Source organism: Sphingobacterium sp. LRF_L2, from assembly GCF_965644235.1.
Classification (GTDB): domain Bacteria; phylum Bacteroidota; class Bacteroidia; order Sphingobacteriales; family Sphingobacteriaceae; genus Sphingobacterium.
This window is the reverse complement of record NZ_CBFFRI010000008.1, coordinates 240,786-256,287: the sequence shown is the minus strand read 5'-3', so window position 1 is coordinate 256,287 and position 15,502 is coordinate 240,786. Positions and strand designations below refer to the sequence as shown.

The following is a 15,502-nucleotide window of genomic DNA, read 5'->3' as shown; positions in this document are numbered from 1 at the left end:
CTTAACATTTGTTAGGAAAACAGCTGTTTCCGGATTCTACTTAGACTTTCTGGCTTTATGCCGATATAGGAAGCTATATACTGAAGCGGTACATTTTGGATAATATCGGGGTATTGATGAAGAAGGGCGAGGTAGCGCTCCTCTGCTGTATGCACGATCATATTTCGCGTCCGTTCTTCATTAAAGATAAGTGCTTGTTCGTAGATACGTTCGGCAAAGATAGACCAATCCTTAATTTTTTCGTTGAGGTTTTCTAATTGGCTTTTGCTGATCCTTAACAGTTCACAATCGGTAACCGTTTGTACATTATCGTTAGCCTTTGTTCCGTTAATGAAGCTTTGAAATGAGGTGATAAAACGAGATGGACAATTAATTTGTGTTGTGCGTTCTTCTCCGTCGTCGACTAAGTAAACACGTACGTAGCCTGTGGAAATAAAATAAAGATAGATTGTCTTTTTGTTTTCGGATTCTAAAAGACTATTCTTCTTTAAAAAAATAGGTTCAAAGTTTTCTTTTATTTGTAGAATGTCTCGATCATCTAATGTGATATAGTTCGAAATGACCTTAGTCAACTGCTCGTACTTATTTGGTGTTGCTGCAAGTTTATTATTCGACATACTCAAAAATAAAGCCTTTTCCCTAAATATAGGCTATTAATTTCGAGGTAGTTTTCTATAATATTGGAAAATAATTTTCAAATTGGCTGTAACATTTTGTGTTTTTTGACGACTGATTGGTTATTGTGAAATTTATCAAGATTACCTATTTTCTTATGAAGAGATTTTTGTTCTTCTTTTTTTGTGTGTTATCAACGAGTGGCTATGCCCAAAAAAAGATTGAAGGCCATGTGACTGATATTAAAGATAACATGAGGTTGACCAATGCCACGTTGATGTTGATTACGGCGAAGGATTCTATGTTGACGGATTTTAGTTATACAAACGAAGATGGTTTTTTTTCGTTGAACAAACCCGATACAGGGCTTTACTTGTTAATTGCTACCTATCCGAAGTATGGTGAGTTCTTTACAACTATTGATCCAGCCTTGGACTATGATAATTTGTCTGTAGCTCTGACGAGTGCGGCTCAAATTTTAGAAGAAGTTGTGGTAACAGGACGTATTCCAATTAAGATTAATGGCGATACGACGGAATATGATGCTGGAAGCTTTAAGGTGGAAAAGAATGCGAAGGTAGAGGACTTGCTGAAAGTCCTGCCAGGAATTACAGTGGATGCATCGGGAAATATTACCGCACAGGGTAAAACGGTAAAGAAAGTGTTGGTGGATGGAGAAGAGTTTTTTGGTGACGATCCAACGCTAGTAACACGGAATATTAGGTCTGATATGGTTGATAAAGTGCAAGTGTATGAGAAGAAATCTGAGCAGGCGGAACGAACGGGGGTAGATGATGGACAACGCGAACAAACTATCAATGTGAAGTTAAAAGAGGACGCAAAGAATGGAATGTTTGGTAAAGCGTTGTTGGGCGGAGGAACAAACGATTATTATATGGGCCAAGTCATGCTCAATAAATTTAAGGGAAGTCAAAAGATTTCTGCTTACGGTTTATTTGGCAATAATGCAACCACGAGTTTAGGACGAGAAGATGCAGAAAGATTTGGAGGAGATAGCGGTGTAAGCTATGGCGACGATGGTAGCACTTGGTTTACGAATGTGGAAGACCCTTTTTCTGGACAAGGTGTGATTGGTATTCCAAGGGCGATAAACACCGGTGTTACGTTTTCGGATAAATTTGATAAAGACAAACACAAGGTAAATATAAATTATAAGTACGGAAAATTAAACAGCGATGGTCAAGATGAAACGGTGAGTAGTGGTATCATCAATAACGGTACATTGAAAAATGTGCGTACAGAGAACGATCAACATCGAATCAATTTGAAGTACGATCTGAGTCCTGATTCATTAAATGTGCTTACAATAGCCGGAAATGCAACGAAAAAGAATCTGTGGACCAACAACCGTGTGAAATCTTACCAGTTGAATACCAATCTGGATTCTGTATTGCGTAATAACAGTGATGAAATCAATTCCTCTACGTTGACATCTTATACGCTTAATGCACTATATACGCATAAGTTTCTGAAAAAAGGCCGATCGATTACCTTTAACGGACAAGTAAGCCGTGATGAAAATAAAGGCGGAGGATCCTTAAAATCTGAGCTATTGGATAGTATGGGAGGAATTTCTCCCACCGATCAATTAAAAAACCGTCTCCAAACAACGGAAAATCAACGTGCGTCTTTAACGTATACAGAACCGTTGACCAAGGCGCTTAACTTGTCGTTTGGGGCGGGTATAGAACGCAACAAAAATGCCTCTTTAGTTGAATCCTTTAATAAGTCCGCAGAAGGGGAATACGATGAATTGGATCTTCGTTTCAGTAACAATTATGATTTTGATCGATTGAGTACAAACTACAAGTTGGCCTTAAATTATAATACCGATAAGTTCCGTGTGAATTTCAGTAATAGCCTAAACAACGACGAACTAAATCAGTATAATAATCGCTCAAATGATCGTCTGTCGCGAAGCTTTCTGACTTATAATCCTTCAATTGGCGGACATTACTCATTTACTAAGGCTAAGGTGTTGTGGTTTAACTATAATGGAAAGAATCAGTTGCCTTCCTTGAATCAGATTCAACCGATTTTAGATAACTCGGACTTGCTTAATCAATACGTAGGAAATGAGGATCTACAGCCCTCTTTTAACAATTCATTTAATTTAGGGTATAATACCTTCAAACTGCTTACAGGAAGTTATTTTTATATTGGTGGAAACTTCGTTTTCCAAAAGGATCCGATAACGCAGAATATTCGAATTGCCGATGGGGTAAATTATTACGAATGGAGCAATATCGAAGGAAAAACAAATACAAATGCAAGTATATGGGCAGGGAATTATTTTAAAATTGATAAGGATTTGGGACTTGGTAATTCTCCGCAGTTTTCATTATCCCTGAATCAAGGTTATAATTATTTCAATGGCGAATTGAATAATGTAAATACGACGAACTACAATTTTACATACAATGTGGTACGCGATACCAAGACCGGATTGAATTTTAATGTCAATTTTAGTCCTCAATACCGTGTGATGAATTCAAGCTTGCAAAAAGACATCAATAGTAATGGTTTTGTATTTGGCTCTAATGGAAATATAGAGTATTTCTTCTCCAAAACGTTGAAGGTATATGCGAATTATAATTATACTTACGAGGCTCCTACGGAAGCGTTTAATCAGAAATTTGAACAGTTTTTGGTACATCCTGGTATAAGCAAGAAGTTCCTAAAAAATGAATCATTGGTTGTGGATTTCATGATTAATGACGTGTTGAACCAGAACAAAGGATTCAGTCGTTCTGCAGTGAATTCGGTATTTACACAACGTCGTTTTGACACTATTCGTCGCTATTATATGCTCAAAATCTCTTGGGATTTTGCTAAAATGTTTATTTAAGATCTATGCAAATGAAAATAGTTAAATATATCGCTATACTCTGTCTCTTGATATGTTCGTCAGGACTAAAAGCACAGTACACCTTGTTTTCAAAATCGGGAACCATTACCTATGATAAGACGATGTATATGAAAAATATCGTTACAAAGCAATTTATTGATAAGGCGGATGAGCGGTCTCGAGGTCAATTTGAAAGTATGTTGCCATCAATTCCTCAACAAGTAGTTTTGAAGAAAGTATTAAAATTTAAAGATGGAGAAACGCTTTTTGAGCCTGTAAAGCAAGAGTTGGACCCCCAAACACAGCAACTTATCATGATGTTTGCATTGGACTTTGATGCAGTAACGCTCTCTAATTTAAAAACCAGAGAATATAAGCGATTTAATGATCTTGTGGGGGAAAGGGTGTTGATCCAAGACACGGTGAAGCAGATAAAGTGGCGAATTACAAATGAATATAGAGATATCGCTGGCTACTCCTGTCGTCGGGCAAATGGACTTACGCCTGATTCTACTTATGTAATTGGCTATTTTACCGCTGAACTTCCTGTAAGTGGGGGACCAGAATCTATTAGTGGATTGCCGGGGATGATTTTGGGGCTGGTTGTACCAAGTCAACATGTGTCTTATTTTGCATCGAAAGTAGAACGTAGTGCACCTCAGGTTTTTGAAACGAAAATTTTCGAAGCCAAGAAAAACAAGATAATGACTCGTCAACAAATGGTGGATCAGTTTACTTCTTCATTGTCGGGATGGCTGAATAAAGAAACGGTAAAATACATTATGAAATTGGCATTGCTCTAAGTTGGAGCTACAGATGGAATAAAATATTGGAAAAGTGTATAGGGAGCCTATGATGTGCTGTCTGTACACTTTTTTTCTTTTCAAGAAAGGTCTCCGCTTCGTATGCTAATGAAATCTTTTTAAGGCTGGTTAAACCGGATATTCCTTCGCTTGTCCAATAGATAATAAGAGGCAGGTTGGTACTTGCTTTCTTAGATGGTGATATTTAGCATTATTTATTTTTTGTTTTTAAGCGGATTGTTCATGAAAAGACTGTTACTTTTTTTTGCCTCTATTTTTCAGGTTGTTATGCTATGTGCACAGCATAATCGTATAGAAACCGATATTTTTGGAAATTTGGATTATACCAGTAGAGATGGTAAGTATACGGCGACCCTGGAAAAAAATATTTTTAACGATTTGGTATTTTCTGATAGCAAACAAAATAAAGTGACGTTGGAAAATAAATATTTAGCCAAAGAGTATGCTGGAATTCTGGGAGATAAGGTGCGTCAACAAAGGTTGCTGGAAGAGCTAATTCGTGAAAACCGGAGGGATGAAGGATACCAAGCTAGGTATGCTATTGATATTTTTGGAAGTTTAATTGTGGAAGATAATAGAGGTTACAAGTTGGAAAAGGGAACGGATATTTTTGGGCACGATCATATCGAAGAGCAGGTGGACGGAAGGAAAACATCTGTAAAACGAAACTTAAATGGTGGACTGGAATTTACCGATGGTGAGATGAGCGCTTCTTTGAAAAAGGATATATTTAATAAGTGGATTTATGAAGATAGTTTAGGTAATAGATTTCAGTTTGGTGCCAATTCCTGGGAAAAATTGATGCGCAGGTACCACAACGATGAAGAGATTCTTATGTACTTGATTGATCAGTTTATTTTCTATTAAGTACTGCTCCAACAATTTATTATCTTTGTTCGCTCTACCTACTAATATTAATATATTGATGTTTAACTTCAAAAAATGCGTGTTAAGCTTGGCTTTTGTATTTGCTGTTATAGCGGCTTTTTCACAAAATGCAGGTTGGGATAAGTTAAAGGAGGAACTTAGCCATGCTTCAAATGATTCCACACAGGTGCTTGCGTATTACAAGACGGCGGCAAGTATCTACAGGAGCACACCTAAGGAAGCAAAAGAAATTGCGTTAAAAGGGTATGAACTTGCACAAGAGAAAGATATAGAGGAAGTTAAAATAGATTTGCTGAATCTGTTAGGGGTTATTGATTCGAAACTTCAGAATTTTAACGAAAGTATTGCTACGCATTTTAAAGTATTAAAAATGCGCGAGAAAAGAGGAGATAAAAAAGGGATGATGCTTTCTCTTCTGAATATAGGCAATGTGTTCAACATGAGTTATGATCCCGAGCAGGCTCTGATTTACTATGAAAAATCACTAGTTATAGCAAAAGAAATTAAAGATGTAAGAAATCACGCTAATATTGTAACCAATATTGGGAATGTTCTCGCACAACGGGGATTAAATGATGGAAAACAGAAGGATGTGGCGACAGCGATATCTTATATTTTGAAAACCATTGATTTTTATAAAAAGAATCTCCCAGAGGAAGAAATTTACAATTCGCAAATCTTGTTGGGTAATCTCTACATAAAACAAGGTGATGTCAATAAAGCGGCCTATTATACCGATCTCGCTATCGACCATACTGATAAAAATAATCTTCCGGTTCCACTCTGCTATGCCCGTGTAAATCGTGCAAATGTGATGGTTCTACGGGGGCAATTCAAAGAGGCGGAACAAGAAGTTGAACGAATAAAAAGTATCATCCGAAAGAAACCGGAGTTTTCTTTTCTGACGGAAGAGTTGAATGGAGACTTTGAGAAGATAGCAAAAGCGGTTAAAGAGGGGGATACCAACGTGATTCTGTCGGATAAAGACAGTGCTCAGCGTCAACTGGATGAGGATGCGGAGACGCTTCGCGTAAAAATTAGAGAGGAGCTGCGGGAAAAATATGATACGGAGAAAAAAGAATTAGAGAATAAAAATCTATTGTTGGAAAATCAAGCAATAGAACGGGAATCTAATGGTATAAAACTACTATGGGGGGGGACCTCGACCTTATTGCTGACCTTTGTACTCATGTTTTTTTTACTGCGAAAGAAAAATCAACTCCTTCGAGAAGAGAAGCGTAAAGTGGAGAAAGCTCGCGACGAAATAGAAGAGCAGGCCGATCAAATTCGGCAACAGCATACGGAACTTGTACAGGCCGATAGGTTTCGTTCTCGTATATTTTCTGTTGTATCGCATGATTTACGGGCGCCAATAGCGAACTTTCAAGTGCTTTTGTCCATTTCCAAACTCATGGATCTGCCCGCAGAAGAAGTGAAAAAGAACCTGCTAATCATTGGCCAAGAGGTCGAGATGGCTTCTAAGATGCTCGACGAACTACTTGTGTGGTCGTCCCAACAAATGAGCAATGAAACATTGGAAATGACGGTTATTCATGTATCGACTGTTGTAGAAGATTGTCGTTCGCTGTTCGAAAGTCGGTTATTACTAAAGAAATTAACGATTGAGAATCTAATTTCTCCGCAATTGACAGTGTTAGGTGATATGAAGCGATTTGAATTTATATTGCGAAATATTTTGAGCAACGCAATCAAATTTAGTTTCCTTGGAAAGCATATCACTGTATCAAGCGAAGAGTCAGAAAAAGAAATTATCATTGCGATCGCCGATGAGGGGGCAGGAATGGACGAAAAGAAATTAGCTAGCCTTCAGCGGCAGGATATGCAAGAAAGTTACTTAGGTACGTTGCAGGAAAAGGGAGCTGGGATAGGGTTGATGCTTTGCCACGAGTTTGCTAATCGCATGGGATGGTATATTCGGATGGAAAGTAAGCTGGGATTTGGAAGTGTGTTTTTTGTCTGTATTCCAAAACGCTAATACGTTTTTTCGGTGGTCCCCCTTTTCGTTGGTTACGAGAGGATATGATTGTTTTTTCTTTGTAATAAAAAATGCGGTGCGGTATTTTTCTTACCTCGTATTCTGTAAATAATGTTTACATTTGCCTCCATCAATTCAAGCTATGAGTGACGCTATAAAACATGAGTGCGGTATAGCACTCGTTCGATTACTGAAACCCCTATCTTATTATCAGGAAAAATACGGTACGGCCTATTATGGGATCAATAAGTTGTATCTTCTTATGGAGAAACAGCATAATAGAGGCCAGGACGGAGCAGGTATTGCAACGATTAAGTTCGATGTAAAGCCTGGAAACCGGTATATTTCCCGTTACCGTGCGATGGGCTCATCTGCTGTTGCGGATATTTTTGAATATGTTCAGAAAAAATTTGCGGCGGTAAACAAGGCCTATCCGGTAGAATCTAAAGATACGGAATGGTTGAAAGAGCATGTGAGCTTTACAGGTGAGGTGCTTCTAGGACATTTGCGCTATGGTACGCATGGGAAAAACAGTATTGAAAGCTGTCATCCTTTTTTACGCCAAAATAACTGGATGACGCGGAATTTAGTCGTTGCGGGTAACTTCAACATGACAAATGTTGATGAACTTTTGCAGCAGCTTTATGAACTAGGGCAACATCCAAAAGAACAGGCAGATACGGTGACTGTTTTGGAAAAAATAGGCCATTTCTTAGATGACGAAAATCAAGATCTTTTTGATCAATTTAAGAAAGAAGGCTATTCTAATGTGGAGATTAGTGCGCTTATAGCAAAAAATCTAGATGTTCCTAAGATTTTGACGCGCTCGGCAAAGACTTGGGATGGTGGATATACTATAGCCGGAATTTTTGGTCACGGCGATGCATTTGTAATGAGAGATCCAGCCGGTATTCGCCCAGCTTTCTATTACCAGGATGACGAAGTCTTGGTCGTAGCTTCTGAACGTCCGGTAATCCAGACGGCTTTTAACGTTCCATTAGACTCTGTTCAGGAGATTAAGCCAGGACATGCGTTGATTGCAAAGAAAGATGGTACGATTACGCAAGAGATGTTCCGTCAACCTGTAGAACAAAAATCTTGTTCTTTTGAACGAATTTACTTTTCTAGAGGATCAGATGCCGATATTTATAAAGAACGGAAAGAGCTAGGTCGTTTGCTTTGTCCGCAGATTTTGAAAGCTGTCAATAGCGATATTAAAAATACGGTGTTCTCTTTTATCCCGAATACAGCAGAAGTGTCGTATTACGGAGTAATGGATGGGATCAATACCTACGTAAGAAAGTATCAAAAGGATGTTCTTTTGAATAGAGCCGACAAAATTTCCGACGCGGAATTGGAAGAAATGATTAACATTTCACCTCGCTTTGAGAAGTTAAATGTGAAGGATGCAAAACTTCGTACGTTTATTACGCAAGATGCGGATCGTACAGATATGGTACAGCATGTGTACGATACCACCTATGGTATTGTGAAGGATCATGAAGATACTATTGTTGCTATAGATGATTCAATCGTTCGTGGAACTACGTTGAAACAGAGTATATTAACAATTTTGGATAGACTGAACCCGAAGAAAATTGTTATTGTTTCTTCTGCGCCTCAGATTCGTTATCCAGATTGTTATGGTATTGATATGTCTAGAATGGGCGAATTTGTTGCATTCGAGGCTGCGATCTCCTTATTAAAACAAAGGGGCTTGGCACACGTCGTTGACGAAGTTTACCAGCGTTGTCTGGCTTCTGTGACAAAACCGAAAGATGAAGTTGAAAATTATGTGAAGGCTATTTATGAGCCATTTACAGATGAAGAGATTTCTGCGGAAATAGCCCGTATCGTACGACCTCATAGTTTAAAAGCTGAGCTTGAAGTGGTTTATCAGACGTTAGATAATCTTCATGCAGCTTGTCCGAATCATTTAGGTGATTGGTATTTCTCTGGTGATTATCCAACTCCAGGAGGAAATAAGGTCGTGAATAAAGCATTTATGAATTGGGTGGAAGGTAAAAATGTAAGAGCCTATTTTAGCAACTAAATAGCTAAAAGGCTATGGTAGGAGAATTTGTCTTAGAAACGGTTTTTTATTTACAGCAATGATCCTATTATTTTAGCTTTTATATTTTTATTTTTTAATTTATTTCATACCTTTGCAACTCATTTAATAATTAACATATATTATATAACAATGTACGCAATAGTAAATATAGCAGGACAGCAATTTAAGGTTGCAAAAGACCAATATCTTTTTGTGCACCGCTTACAAGGAGATGAGGGCGCTAGTATTGAATTTGACAATGTATTGTTAGCAGAAGACGGTGGTAAATTCACTGTAGGCACACCAAGTATTGCTGGTGCTAAAATTTCAGCTACGATTTTGTCTCATTTGAAAGGTGATAAAGTTATCGTTTTCAAAAAGAAACGCCGTAAAGGTTACAAGAAGAAAAACGGTCACCGTCAACAGTTCACTAAGATTCTTATTACAGGAATCAGTTTATAATTGAATTTTTAATCTGACTTTTTCATAGTCATAAATTAATATAAAGAAATGGCACATAAAAAAGGTGCGGGTAGTTCCAAGAACGGCCGTGAGTCACATAGTAAGAGATTAGGTATCAAAATTTTCGGTGGTCAGAAAGCTATCGCTGGAAACATCATCGTTCGTCAACGTGGTACACAACATAATGCTGATGCAAATGTTGGTATTGGTAAAGATCATACATTGTATGCTTTGACTGATGGTACTGTTGTTTTTCGTAAGAAAGCAAACAACAAATCTTATGTATCTGTAGTTCCTGCTGTAGAGCAGAACTAAGACAATAAAGTTTTAAGAAAAACGTGAAGGGGTCATTCTCTTCACGTTTTTTTGTTTAAGAGACTTTGGATGAGTTGGGTAATTCTATTGGATAGATAGAGCCTGTATAGGGGTAGGATTATTGTGTGTTGTATAATAGGATGAAGGCTTAATTAACGCTCCTGTTTTTTGCTTTCAGATAGAGGTAAATCCCAACAGTAAATAAAGGGAATGCCGTAAAAAGATAAAAGTGTGTAAGTTTATCAAAAGCGATAAATACGGAGCTGTCTAATTGAGAAATCCAAACGAAGCACATTATTATGGCGGTTGCCATCAGTAATTTTCCAATATTGCTCATGATTTCAAGTTGTTTTTTTTAAAAATATAAAATATTTTTAAAAAAGTTGGTTTGTTTATAAAAAACAAGGCCAAATCAAAAGATTTGGCCTTGTTTTTTATAAAGTATTGATCTGATTAGATGATCAACATCGCGTCGCCGTAAGAATAGAAGCGGTATTTTTCTTTTACAGCCACTTCGTACGCATTCATTGTGTTTTCATATCCTGCAAATGCTGCAATCATAACCAATAGCGTAGACTCTGGTGTGTGAAAGTTCGTAATCATCGAGTTCGCAATACTGAAATCGTATGGCGGATAAATGAATTTACTTGTCCAATCGTTTGCTGCTTTCAGGTGTCTGTCGGCAGATACAGAAGATTCTATGGCTCTCATCGAAGTAGTTCCTACGGCACAAATGCGTCTTTTTGCATCGATCCCCTTGTTTACTGTACGAGCAGCCTCATCGGTGATGATGAATTGTTCTGAATCCATTTTGTGTTTAGTTAAATCCTCTACTTCCACAGTGCGGAACGTGCCTAAACCAACGTGTAATGTTACTTCGGCGAAGTCAACACCTTTCAGTTCTAAACGCTTCATGAGTTCGCGCGAGAAATGTAGACCAGCCGTAGGTGCAGCAACAGCACCTTCATTTTTCGCATAAATTGTCTGATACCTGAATTTATCTTCTGGTGTCGCTTTGCGTTTAATGTATTTTGGAAGAGGCGTTTCGCCTAAAATTTCGATATTACGACGGAACTCCTCATCGGTGCCATCGAATAGGAAACGGATGGTACGACCTCTAGAAGTGGTATTGTCAACAACCTCAGCAACTAATAAATCGTCATCACCGAAATATAATTTATTTCCTACACGTATTTTCCGCGCCGGGTCAACTAATACATCCCATAGGCGTAACTCTTTGTTTAATTCTCTTAGAAGAAACACTTCAATAGTTGCACCTGTTTTCTCCTTATTGCCGTACATACGGGCAGGGAAAACTTTAGTGTTATTCAAGATCATAACATCTTTGTCATCAAAATAATCCAAGACATCTTTGAAGATCTTGTGTTCTATTTTTCCTGAATCACGGTGTAATACCATAAGGCGGGACTCGTCTCGTTGTTCCGAAGGTTCGGATGCCAACAGTGATTCTGGTAAATTGAATTTAAACTGTGATAATTTCATCTTATTCTACGTATGTTTTGTTCTATCGAAACCTTAACAAATAAAGAAAGTTAAGGTTTCAAAAAGGCTTACAAAGTTACGTATTATTAATCTAAAAAATACTATTTTTAGCCTTATTAATTCGTAGAAGTCAATTATTATTCTATATTTATAGGCGGATATGTTTTTGTTTCTCAGACTGGTTAAAGAGAGTTTTGCATTTGCAATTTCGGCATTGCGCGATAATCGTACAAGAACGGTTTTGTCGTTGCTTGGAGTGACCATTGGTATTATGACGATCATTGGCGTTTTCTCAGCTGTGGACACCCTCCGCAATAACTTGGAAGAATCCGTACGAAAAATAGGGAGTCGTACGCTGTATGTCGAGAAATGGCCTTGGGATGGTGGTCCGGATTTTCCATTTTGGAAATACGAAAGTCGTCCAGAACCAAAATATCTAGATTTCGAATCGGTGAAAGATCGTATGACTACAGCACTCGATGTGGCTTACTCGATTAACATCTCCAATAGCACGGCTAAATACAAGAATAATTCGGCGTCCAATATTACGGTAGCGGCTGCTACACATGAAGTTTATAGCATAAGGAATTTGGATATTGTTGAAGGTCGGTATTTTACAGAGCAAGAGTCTCGTTCTGGCGGCAACAGTGTCATACTCGGTGCGACGATTGCGGAAGGGTTGTTTCCCTCGGAGAATGCGGTGGGTAAATATATTACTTTGATGGGACGGAAGTTGCAGGTGATCGGGGTTTTAAAAAAGGAGGGCTCGGGTATGTTGATCAATGTTTCGAATGATGATGTTGCTTATATCCCTTTTACTTTGGCACGTAATATGGTAAATTATGAAAACTATCAGCCAAGTATATCCATAGAAGTTAAGCCGGAAGTCACACTGGAAGAGGCGGAAAGCGAATTGATCGGTATTATGCGATCTGTGAGAAGAATTCCTCCACAACGGGAAGACAATTTTTCGGTTAATAAGACTACACTTATCACCAAACAATTGGATCAAATGTTTGTGGTTATCAACCTTGCAGGAGCCTGTATTGGTGTTTTTTCTATCCTAGTCGGCGGTTTTGGAATAGCCAATATTATGTTTGTTAGCGTGAAAGAACGAACGAATTTAATAGGGATACAGAAAGCGCTTGGTGCGAAACAATTTTTTATATTATCTCAATTTCTTTTTGAGAGCATTTTTCTTTGCTTAATAGGCGGTGGGATCGGTTTACTTATTGTCTATGGTTTGGCTGCAATTGTTAAACTCATGTTGGGTTTTGCTGTATTGGTGAGTATTAAGATGGTTATGCTTACCAGTATTCTGTCTACACTTATTGGTTTAATCGCAGGAATTGTTCCCGCTATCAATGCGGCAAAATTAGATCCTGTTGAGGCTATTCGTAGCAAGTAGCAGTTCGCTGACTATTTTCTTTTTTTATTTCTTTCTTGGTAGCTATTGTTGGAAAATAGTTGTAATTTAATTGCAACTAAAATGATTGTAGATTTAAAAAGAGAAGATTATGGCCGAATCTGAAAAAAAAGAAGAGTTTGCGAATGAGTTGGTTGCTGGAGATACATTAGACAACATACATCACGTTAATAATCCTGTTCTTGATGTTCCTATTATCGAAAAGAAGTATTTGTCAAGCGCTTTTTCTTATACAAAAGATGGAAATTCTTTTTTCTTCACCGATGGTAAAGCGACGGTAGAAGTTAAGGTATTTACCGACGAAATCATTCGTGTACGTTTAGCTCCTCAAAGTTCATTTTTAGACGATTTTTCCTATGCGATAAAAAAGGATTTGGATGTTCGTCCGACTTCTTTTTTCTTTGAGGAAACCGATGTGGCATTTTTGATTAAAACGAGTGCAGTTGTATGTCGTATACAAAAGGAGAACTTTTTGGTATCATTTGAAAACATCCAAGGCAAGGTCTTCAACGCCGATCAAGTACCTATGCACTGGGAGGAAAATCCAGATTTTGGGGGATATTATGTTTACTGTACCAAAAAAACAACGGAAGATGAAGTATTTTATGGATTGGGAGACAAATCAGCTAATCTCAATTTAAGAGGTCGCCGCTATAAAAACTGGAACTCGGATACTTACGGATTTGGATTCAATCAGGATCCGCTCTATAAAACCATCCCTTTTTATATTGGTGTAACGGGAGGTGATGCGTACGGAATCTTCTTCGACAATACTTTTAAAACCTATTTTGACTTTGCCGCCGAAAAAAATGATCGTACAAGTTACTGGTCAGAAGGTGGAGAGATGCAATATTATTATATACATGGGCCGTTAATTATGGATGTGGTCAAACGCTATCATGAGTTAACGGGAACACATTTTATGCCACCACTTTGGGCGATAGGTTATCATCAATGCCGTTGGAGTTATTATCCAGAGTCAAATGTACGGGAAGTCGCTCGTCAATTTCGTCAACGCCAAATTCCTTGTGATGCAATCTACTTGGACATTGATTATATGGATGGCTACCGCTGTTTTACATGGAATAAGCGGTATTTTCCAGATCCTAGGAAGATGATTTCCGATTTGGCTGCCGAAGGTTTTAAGACGGTTGTAATGATTGATCCGGGAATTAAGGTGGACGAAGACTACTGGGTTTTCAAAGAGGGAAAGGAAAATCGTTATTTCTGCCGTCGAGGAGACGATTATTTTATGGAGGGCTATGTTTGGCCTGGCCGCTGTCAATTTCCGGATTATACCAATCCTAAGGTTCGCGAGTGGTGGGGCACATTGTATAAAGGTTTGGTTGAAGATGGGGTAGCTGGAGTTTGGAATGATATGAATGAGCCTGCAGTTTTCGGTAGGGGAACTTTTCCTGATGATGTGAGGCATTATTACGAAAGCTTTAGAGGTTCGCATCGAAAAGCCCATAATATTTACGGAATGCAGATGGTAAGGTCCACTTACGATGGGCTTAAGAAATTACAAAAGAACAAAAGACCATTCACCATTACGAGAGCGGCCTATGCTGGTACACAGCGTTATTCATCGGTATGGACAGGTGATAATATAGCAACATGGGAGCACTTGCGTATTGGTGTTTTACAATTGCAGCGTTTATCGGTTTCTGGTTTGTCTTTCTGTGGTACAGATATCGGCGGTTTCACGGGAGAGCCTGATGGGGAACTGTATACAAGATGGATGCAGTTTGGTGTTTTTTCTCCATTCATGAGGGTGCATTCTGCGGGCGACACGCGCGACAGAGAGCCTTGGAGCTTTGGGCCAGAGTGGGAGGCCATCTGTAAGAAATTTATAGAGCTTCGTTATAAGTTACTACCATATATCTATACGATCTTTTGGCGGCAACATAAGTACCGTGAACCTATACTACGCCCCATATCACTGCTAGAACAGCATAAACCTCAGAACCTTCAGCGAGAGGAGGAGTTTGCATTTGGAAATCATATTTTAGTTTCTCCTATTTTGCATCCAGGGCAACAATCTAAAATTGTGTATTTGCCCGAAGGAAGCTGGTACTATTATTTTGATAATACCATGTATGAAGGCAGCCAAGAACACCAAGTCGATACACCGTTGGATGAGATGCCTGTTTTTATCCGTGGAGGAAGTGTTATTCCAGAATATCCTGTAATGCAACATTCGAGTGAGAAAAATATTGAATCCTTACGATTGAATATCTATTGGGGAAATGGGCGACAAGATTCGGATGTTTATATAGATCACGGGGATACATTCGCCTATGAACAAAGTGTGTATAATGAAAAACATTTCATTGTGGAAAGTAAAACGGACTGTTTAACCGTTATGCAGCACCAAGAAGGACTGTACAATGAAAGGTTTGACACCTATAAAATTTATTTTATCGGATTGCCATTTACAGTGAACAAAGTTGAAGTGGATGGTGTTATAATTCAAGTGTTATTAGACGAGGAAAAATTGCCTTATGTCTCTGTAGAAAAAGAATTCAGAAAATTAACGATAGAATAGAAA

General features: G+C 38.3%; 11 protein-coding genes. 9 read left to right on the top strand and 2 right to left on the bottom strand.

Translation table 11 applies throughout. The features are described 5' to 3' along the window. Positions 1 to 11: 11 nt before the first annotated feature. A complete protein-coding gene (locus ACSZOX_RS17215) occupies positions 12 to 617 on the bottom strand; it encodes a Crp/Fnr family transcriptional regulator (RefSeq protein WP_437921391.1) in 606 nt (201 codons plus the stop codon). A 155-nt stretch (positions 618 to 772) separates the two neighbouring features. Here ACSZOX_RS17215 and ACSZOX_RS17210 point away from each other — a divergent pair, with 155 nt between their 5' ends. From ACSZOX_RS17210 to rpmA, 7 genes are all read left to right on the top strand, one after another. Beyond that, positions 773 to 3,484, top strand: a complete 2,712-nt coding sequence (locus ACSZOX_RS17210) for an outer membrane beta-barrel protein (protein ID WP_437921390.1) — start codon at positions 773 to 775, stop codon at positions 3,482 to 3,484. Between the two features lie 11 nt (positions 3,485 to 3,495). Continuing rightward, positions 3,496 to 4,287 (top strand): GLPGLI family protein, encoded by a 792-nt coding sequence (locus ACSZOX_RS17205; protein ID WP_437921389.1) that lies wholly within the window; start codon positions 3,496 to 3,498, stop codon positions 4,285 to 4,287. 243 nt (positions 4,288 to 4,530) lie between these two features. Then, positions 4,531 to 5,175, top strand: coding sequence for a hypothetical protein (locus tag ACSZOX_RS17200; protein ID WP_437921388.1), 645 nt, complete (start codon positions 4,531 to 4,533; stop codon positions 5,173 to 5,175). 58 nt (positions 5,176 to 5,233) lie between these two features. Continuing rightward, on the top strand, positions 5,234 to 7,192 hold the full coding sequence (locus ACSZOX_RS17195; protein WP_437921387.1) for a tetratricopeptide repeat-containing sensor histidine kinase: 1,959 nt from the start codon (positions 5,234 to 5,236) through the stop codon (positions 7,190 to 7,192). A 142-nt stretch (positions 7,193 to 7,334) separates the two neighbouring features. Beyond that, positions 7,335 to 9,245, top strand: coding sequence for an amidophosphoribosyltransferase (locus ACSZOX_RS17190; RefSeq protein ID WP_437921386.1), 1,911 nt, complete (start codon positions 7,335 to 7,337; stop codon positions 9,243 to 9,245). A gap of 150 nt (positions 9,246 to 9,395) precedes the next feature. Further along, entirely contained in the window at positions 9,396 to 9,707 is a 312-nt protein-coding gene (gene rplU, locus ACSZOX_RS17185; protein WP_437921385.1) for a 50S ribosomal protein L21, read from the top strand. Positions 9,708 to 9,755: 48 nt separating this feature from the next. Further along, the gene (gene rpmA / locus ACSZOX_RS17180; protein ID WP_437921384.1) at positions 9,756 to 10,022 is read left to right on the top strand and encodes a 50S ribosomal protein L27; all 267 of its coding nucleotides are present in this window, start codon (positions 9,756 to 9,758) and stop codon (positions 10,020 to 10,022) included. 453 nt (positions 10,023 to 10,475) lie between these two features. Here rpmA and queA read toward each other — a convergent pair whose 3' ends face one another. Then, entirely contained in the window at positions 10,476 to 11,525 is a 1,050-nt protein-coding gene (gene queA, locus ACSZOX_RS17175) for a tRNA preQ1(34) S-adenosylmethionine ribosyltransferase-isomerase QueA (RefSeq protein WP_437921383.1), read from the bottom strand. 160 nt (positions 11,526 to 11,685) lie between these two features. Between queA and ACSZOX_RS17170 the strand changes: the two genes are divergently transcribed. Beyond that, on the top strand, positions 11,686 to 12,933 hold the full coding sequence (locus ACSZOX_RS17170; RefSeq protein WP_437921382.1) for an ABC transporter permease: 1,248 nt from the start codon (positions 11,686 to 11,688) through the stop codon (positions 12,931 to 12,933). A 109-nt stretch (positions 12,934 to 13,042) separates the two neighbouring features. Beyond that, entirely contained in the window at positions 13,043 to 15,499 is a 2,457-nt protein-coding gene (locus ACSZOX_RS17165; RefSeq protein WP_437921381.1) for a glycoside hydrolase family 31 protein, read from the top strand. Positions 15,500 to 15,502 lie beyond the last annotated feature (3 nt).

What these genes read in the sequence shown, in the direction of transcription:
- ACSZOX_RS17215 (WP_437921391.1), bottom strand. Translation starts at nt 617, where the DNA reads ATGTCGAATAATAAACTTGCAGCAACACCAAATAAGTACGAGCAGTTG.
- ACSZOX_RS17210 (WP_437921390.1), top strand. Translation starts at nt 773, where the DNA reads ATGAAGAGATTTTTGTTCTTCTTTTTTTGTGTGTTATCAACGAGTGGC.
- ACSZOX_RS17205 (WP_437921389.1), top strand. Translation starts at nt 3,496, where the DNA reads ATGAAAATAGTTAAATATATCGCTATACTCTGTCTCTTGATATGTTCG.
- ACSZOX_RS17200 (WP_437921388.1), top strand. Translation starts at nt 4,531, where the DNA reads ATGAAAAGACTGTTACTTTTTTTTGCCTCTATTTTTCAGGTTGTTATG.
- ACSZOX_RS17195 (WP_437921387.1), top strand. Translation starts at nt 5,234, where the DNA reads ATGTTTAACTTCAAAAAATGCGTGTTAAGCTTGGCTTTTGTATTTGCT.
- ACSZOX_RS17190 (WP_437921386.1), top strand. Translation starts at nt 7,335, where the DNA reads ATGAGTGACGCTATAAAACATGAGTGCGGTATAGCACTCGTTCGATTA.
- rplU (WP_437921385.1), top strand. Translation starts at nt 9,396, where the DNA reads ATGTACGCAATAGTAAATATAGCAGGACAGCAATTTAAGGTTGCAAAA.
- rpmA (WP_437921384.1), top strand. Translation starts at nt 9,756, where the DNA reads ATGGCACATAAAAAAGGTGCGGGTAGTTCCAAGAACGGCCGTGAGTCA.
- queA (WP_437921383.1), bottom strand. Translation starts at nt 11,525, where the DNA reads ATGAAATTATCACAGTTTAAATTCAATTTACCAGAATCACTGTTGGCA.
- ACSZOX_RS17170 (WP_437921382.1), top strand. Translation starts at nt 11,686, where the DNA reads ATGTTTTTGTTTCTCAGACTGGTTAAAGAGAGTTTTGCATTTGCAATT.
- ACSZOX_RS17165 (WP_437921381.1), top strand. Translation starts at nt 13,043, where the DNA reads ATGGCCGAATCTGAAAAAAAAGAAGAGTTTGCGAATGAGTTGGTTGCT.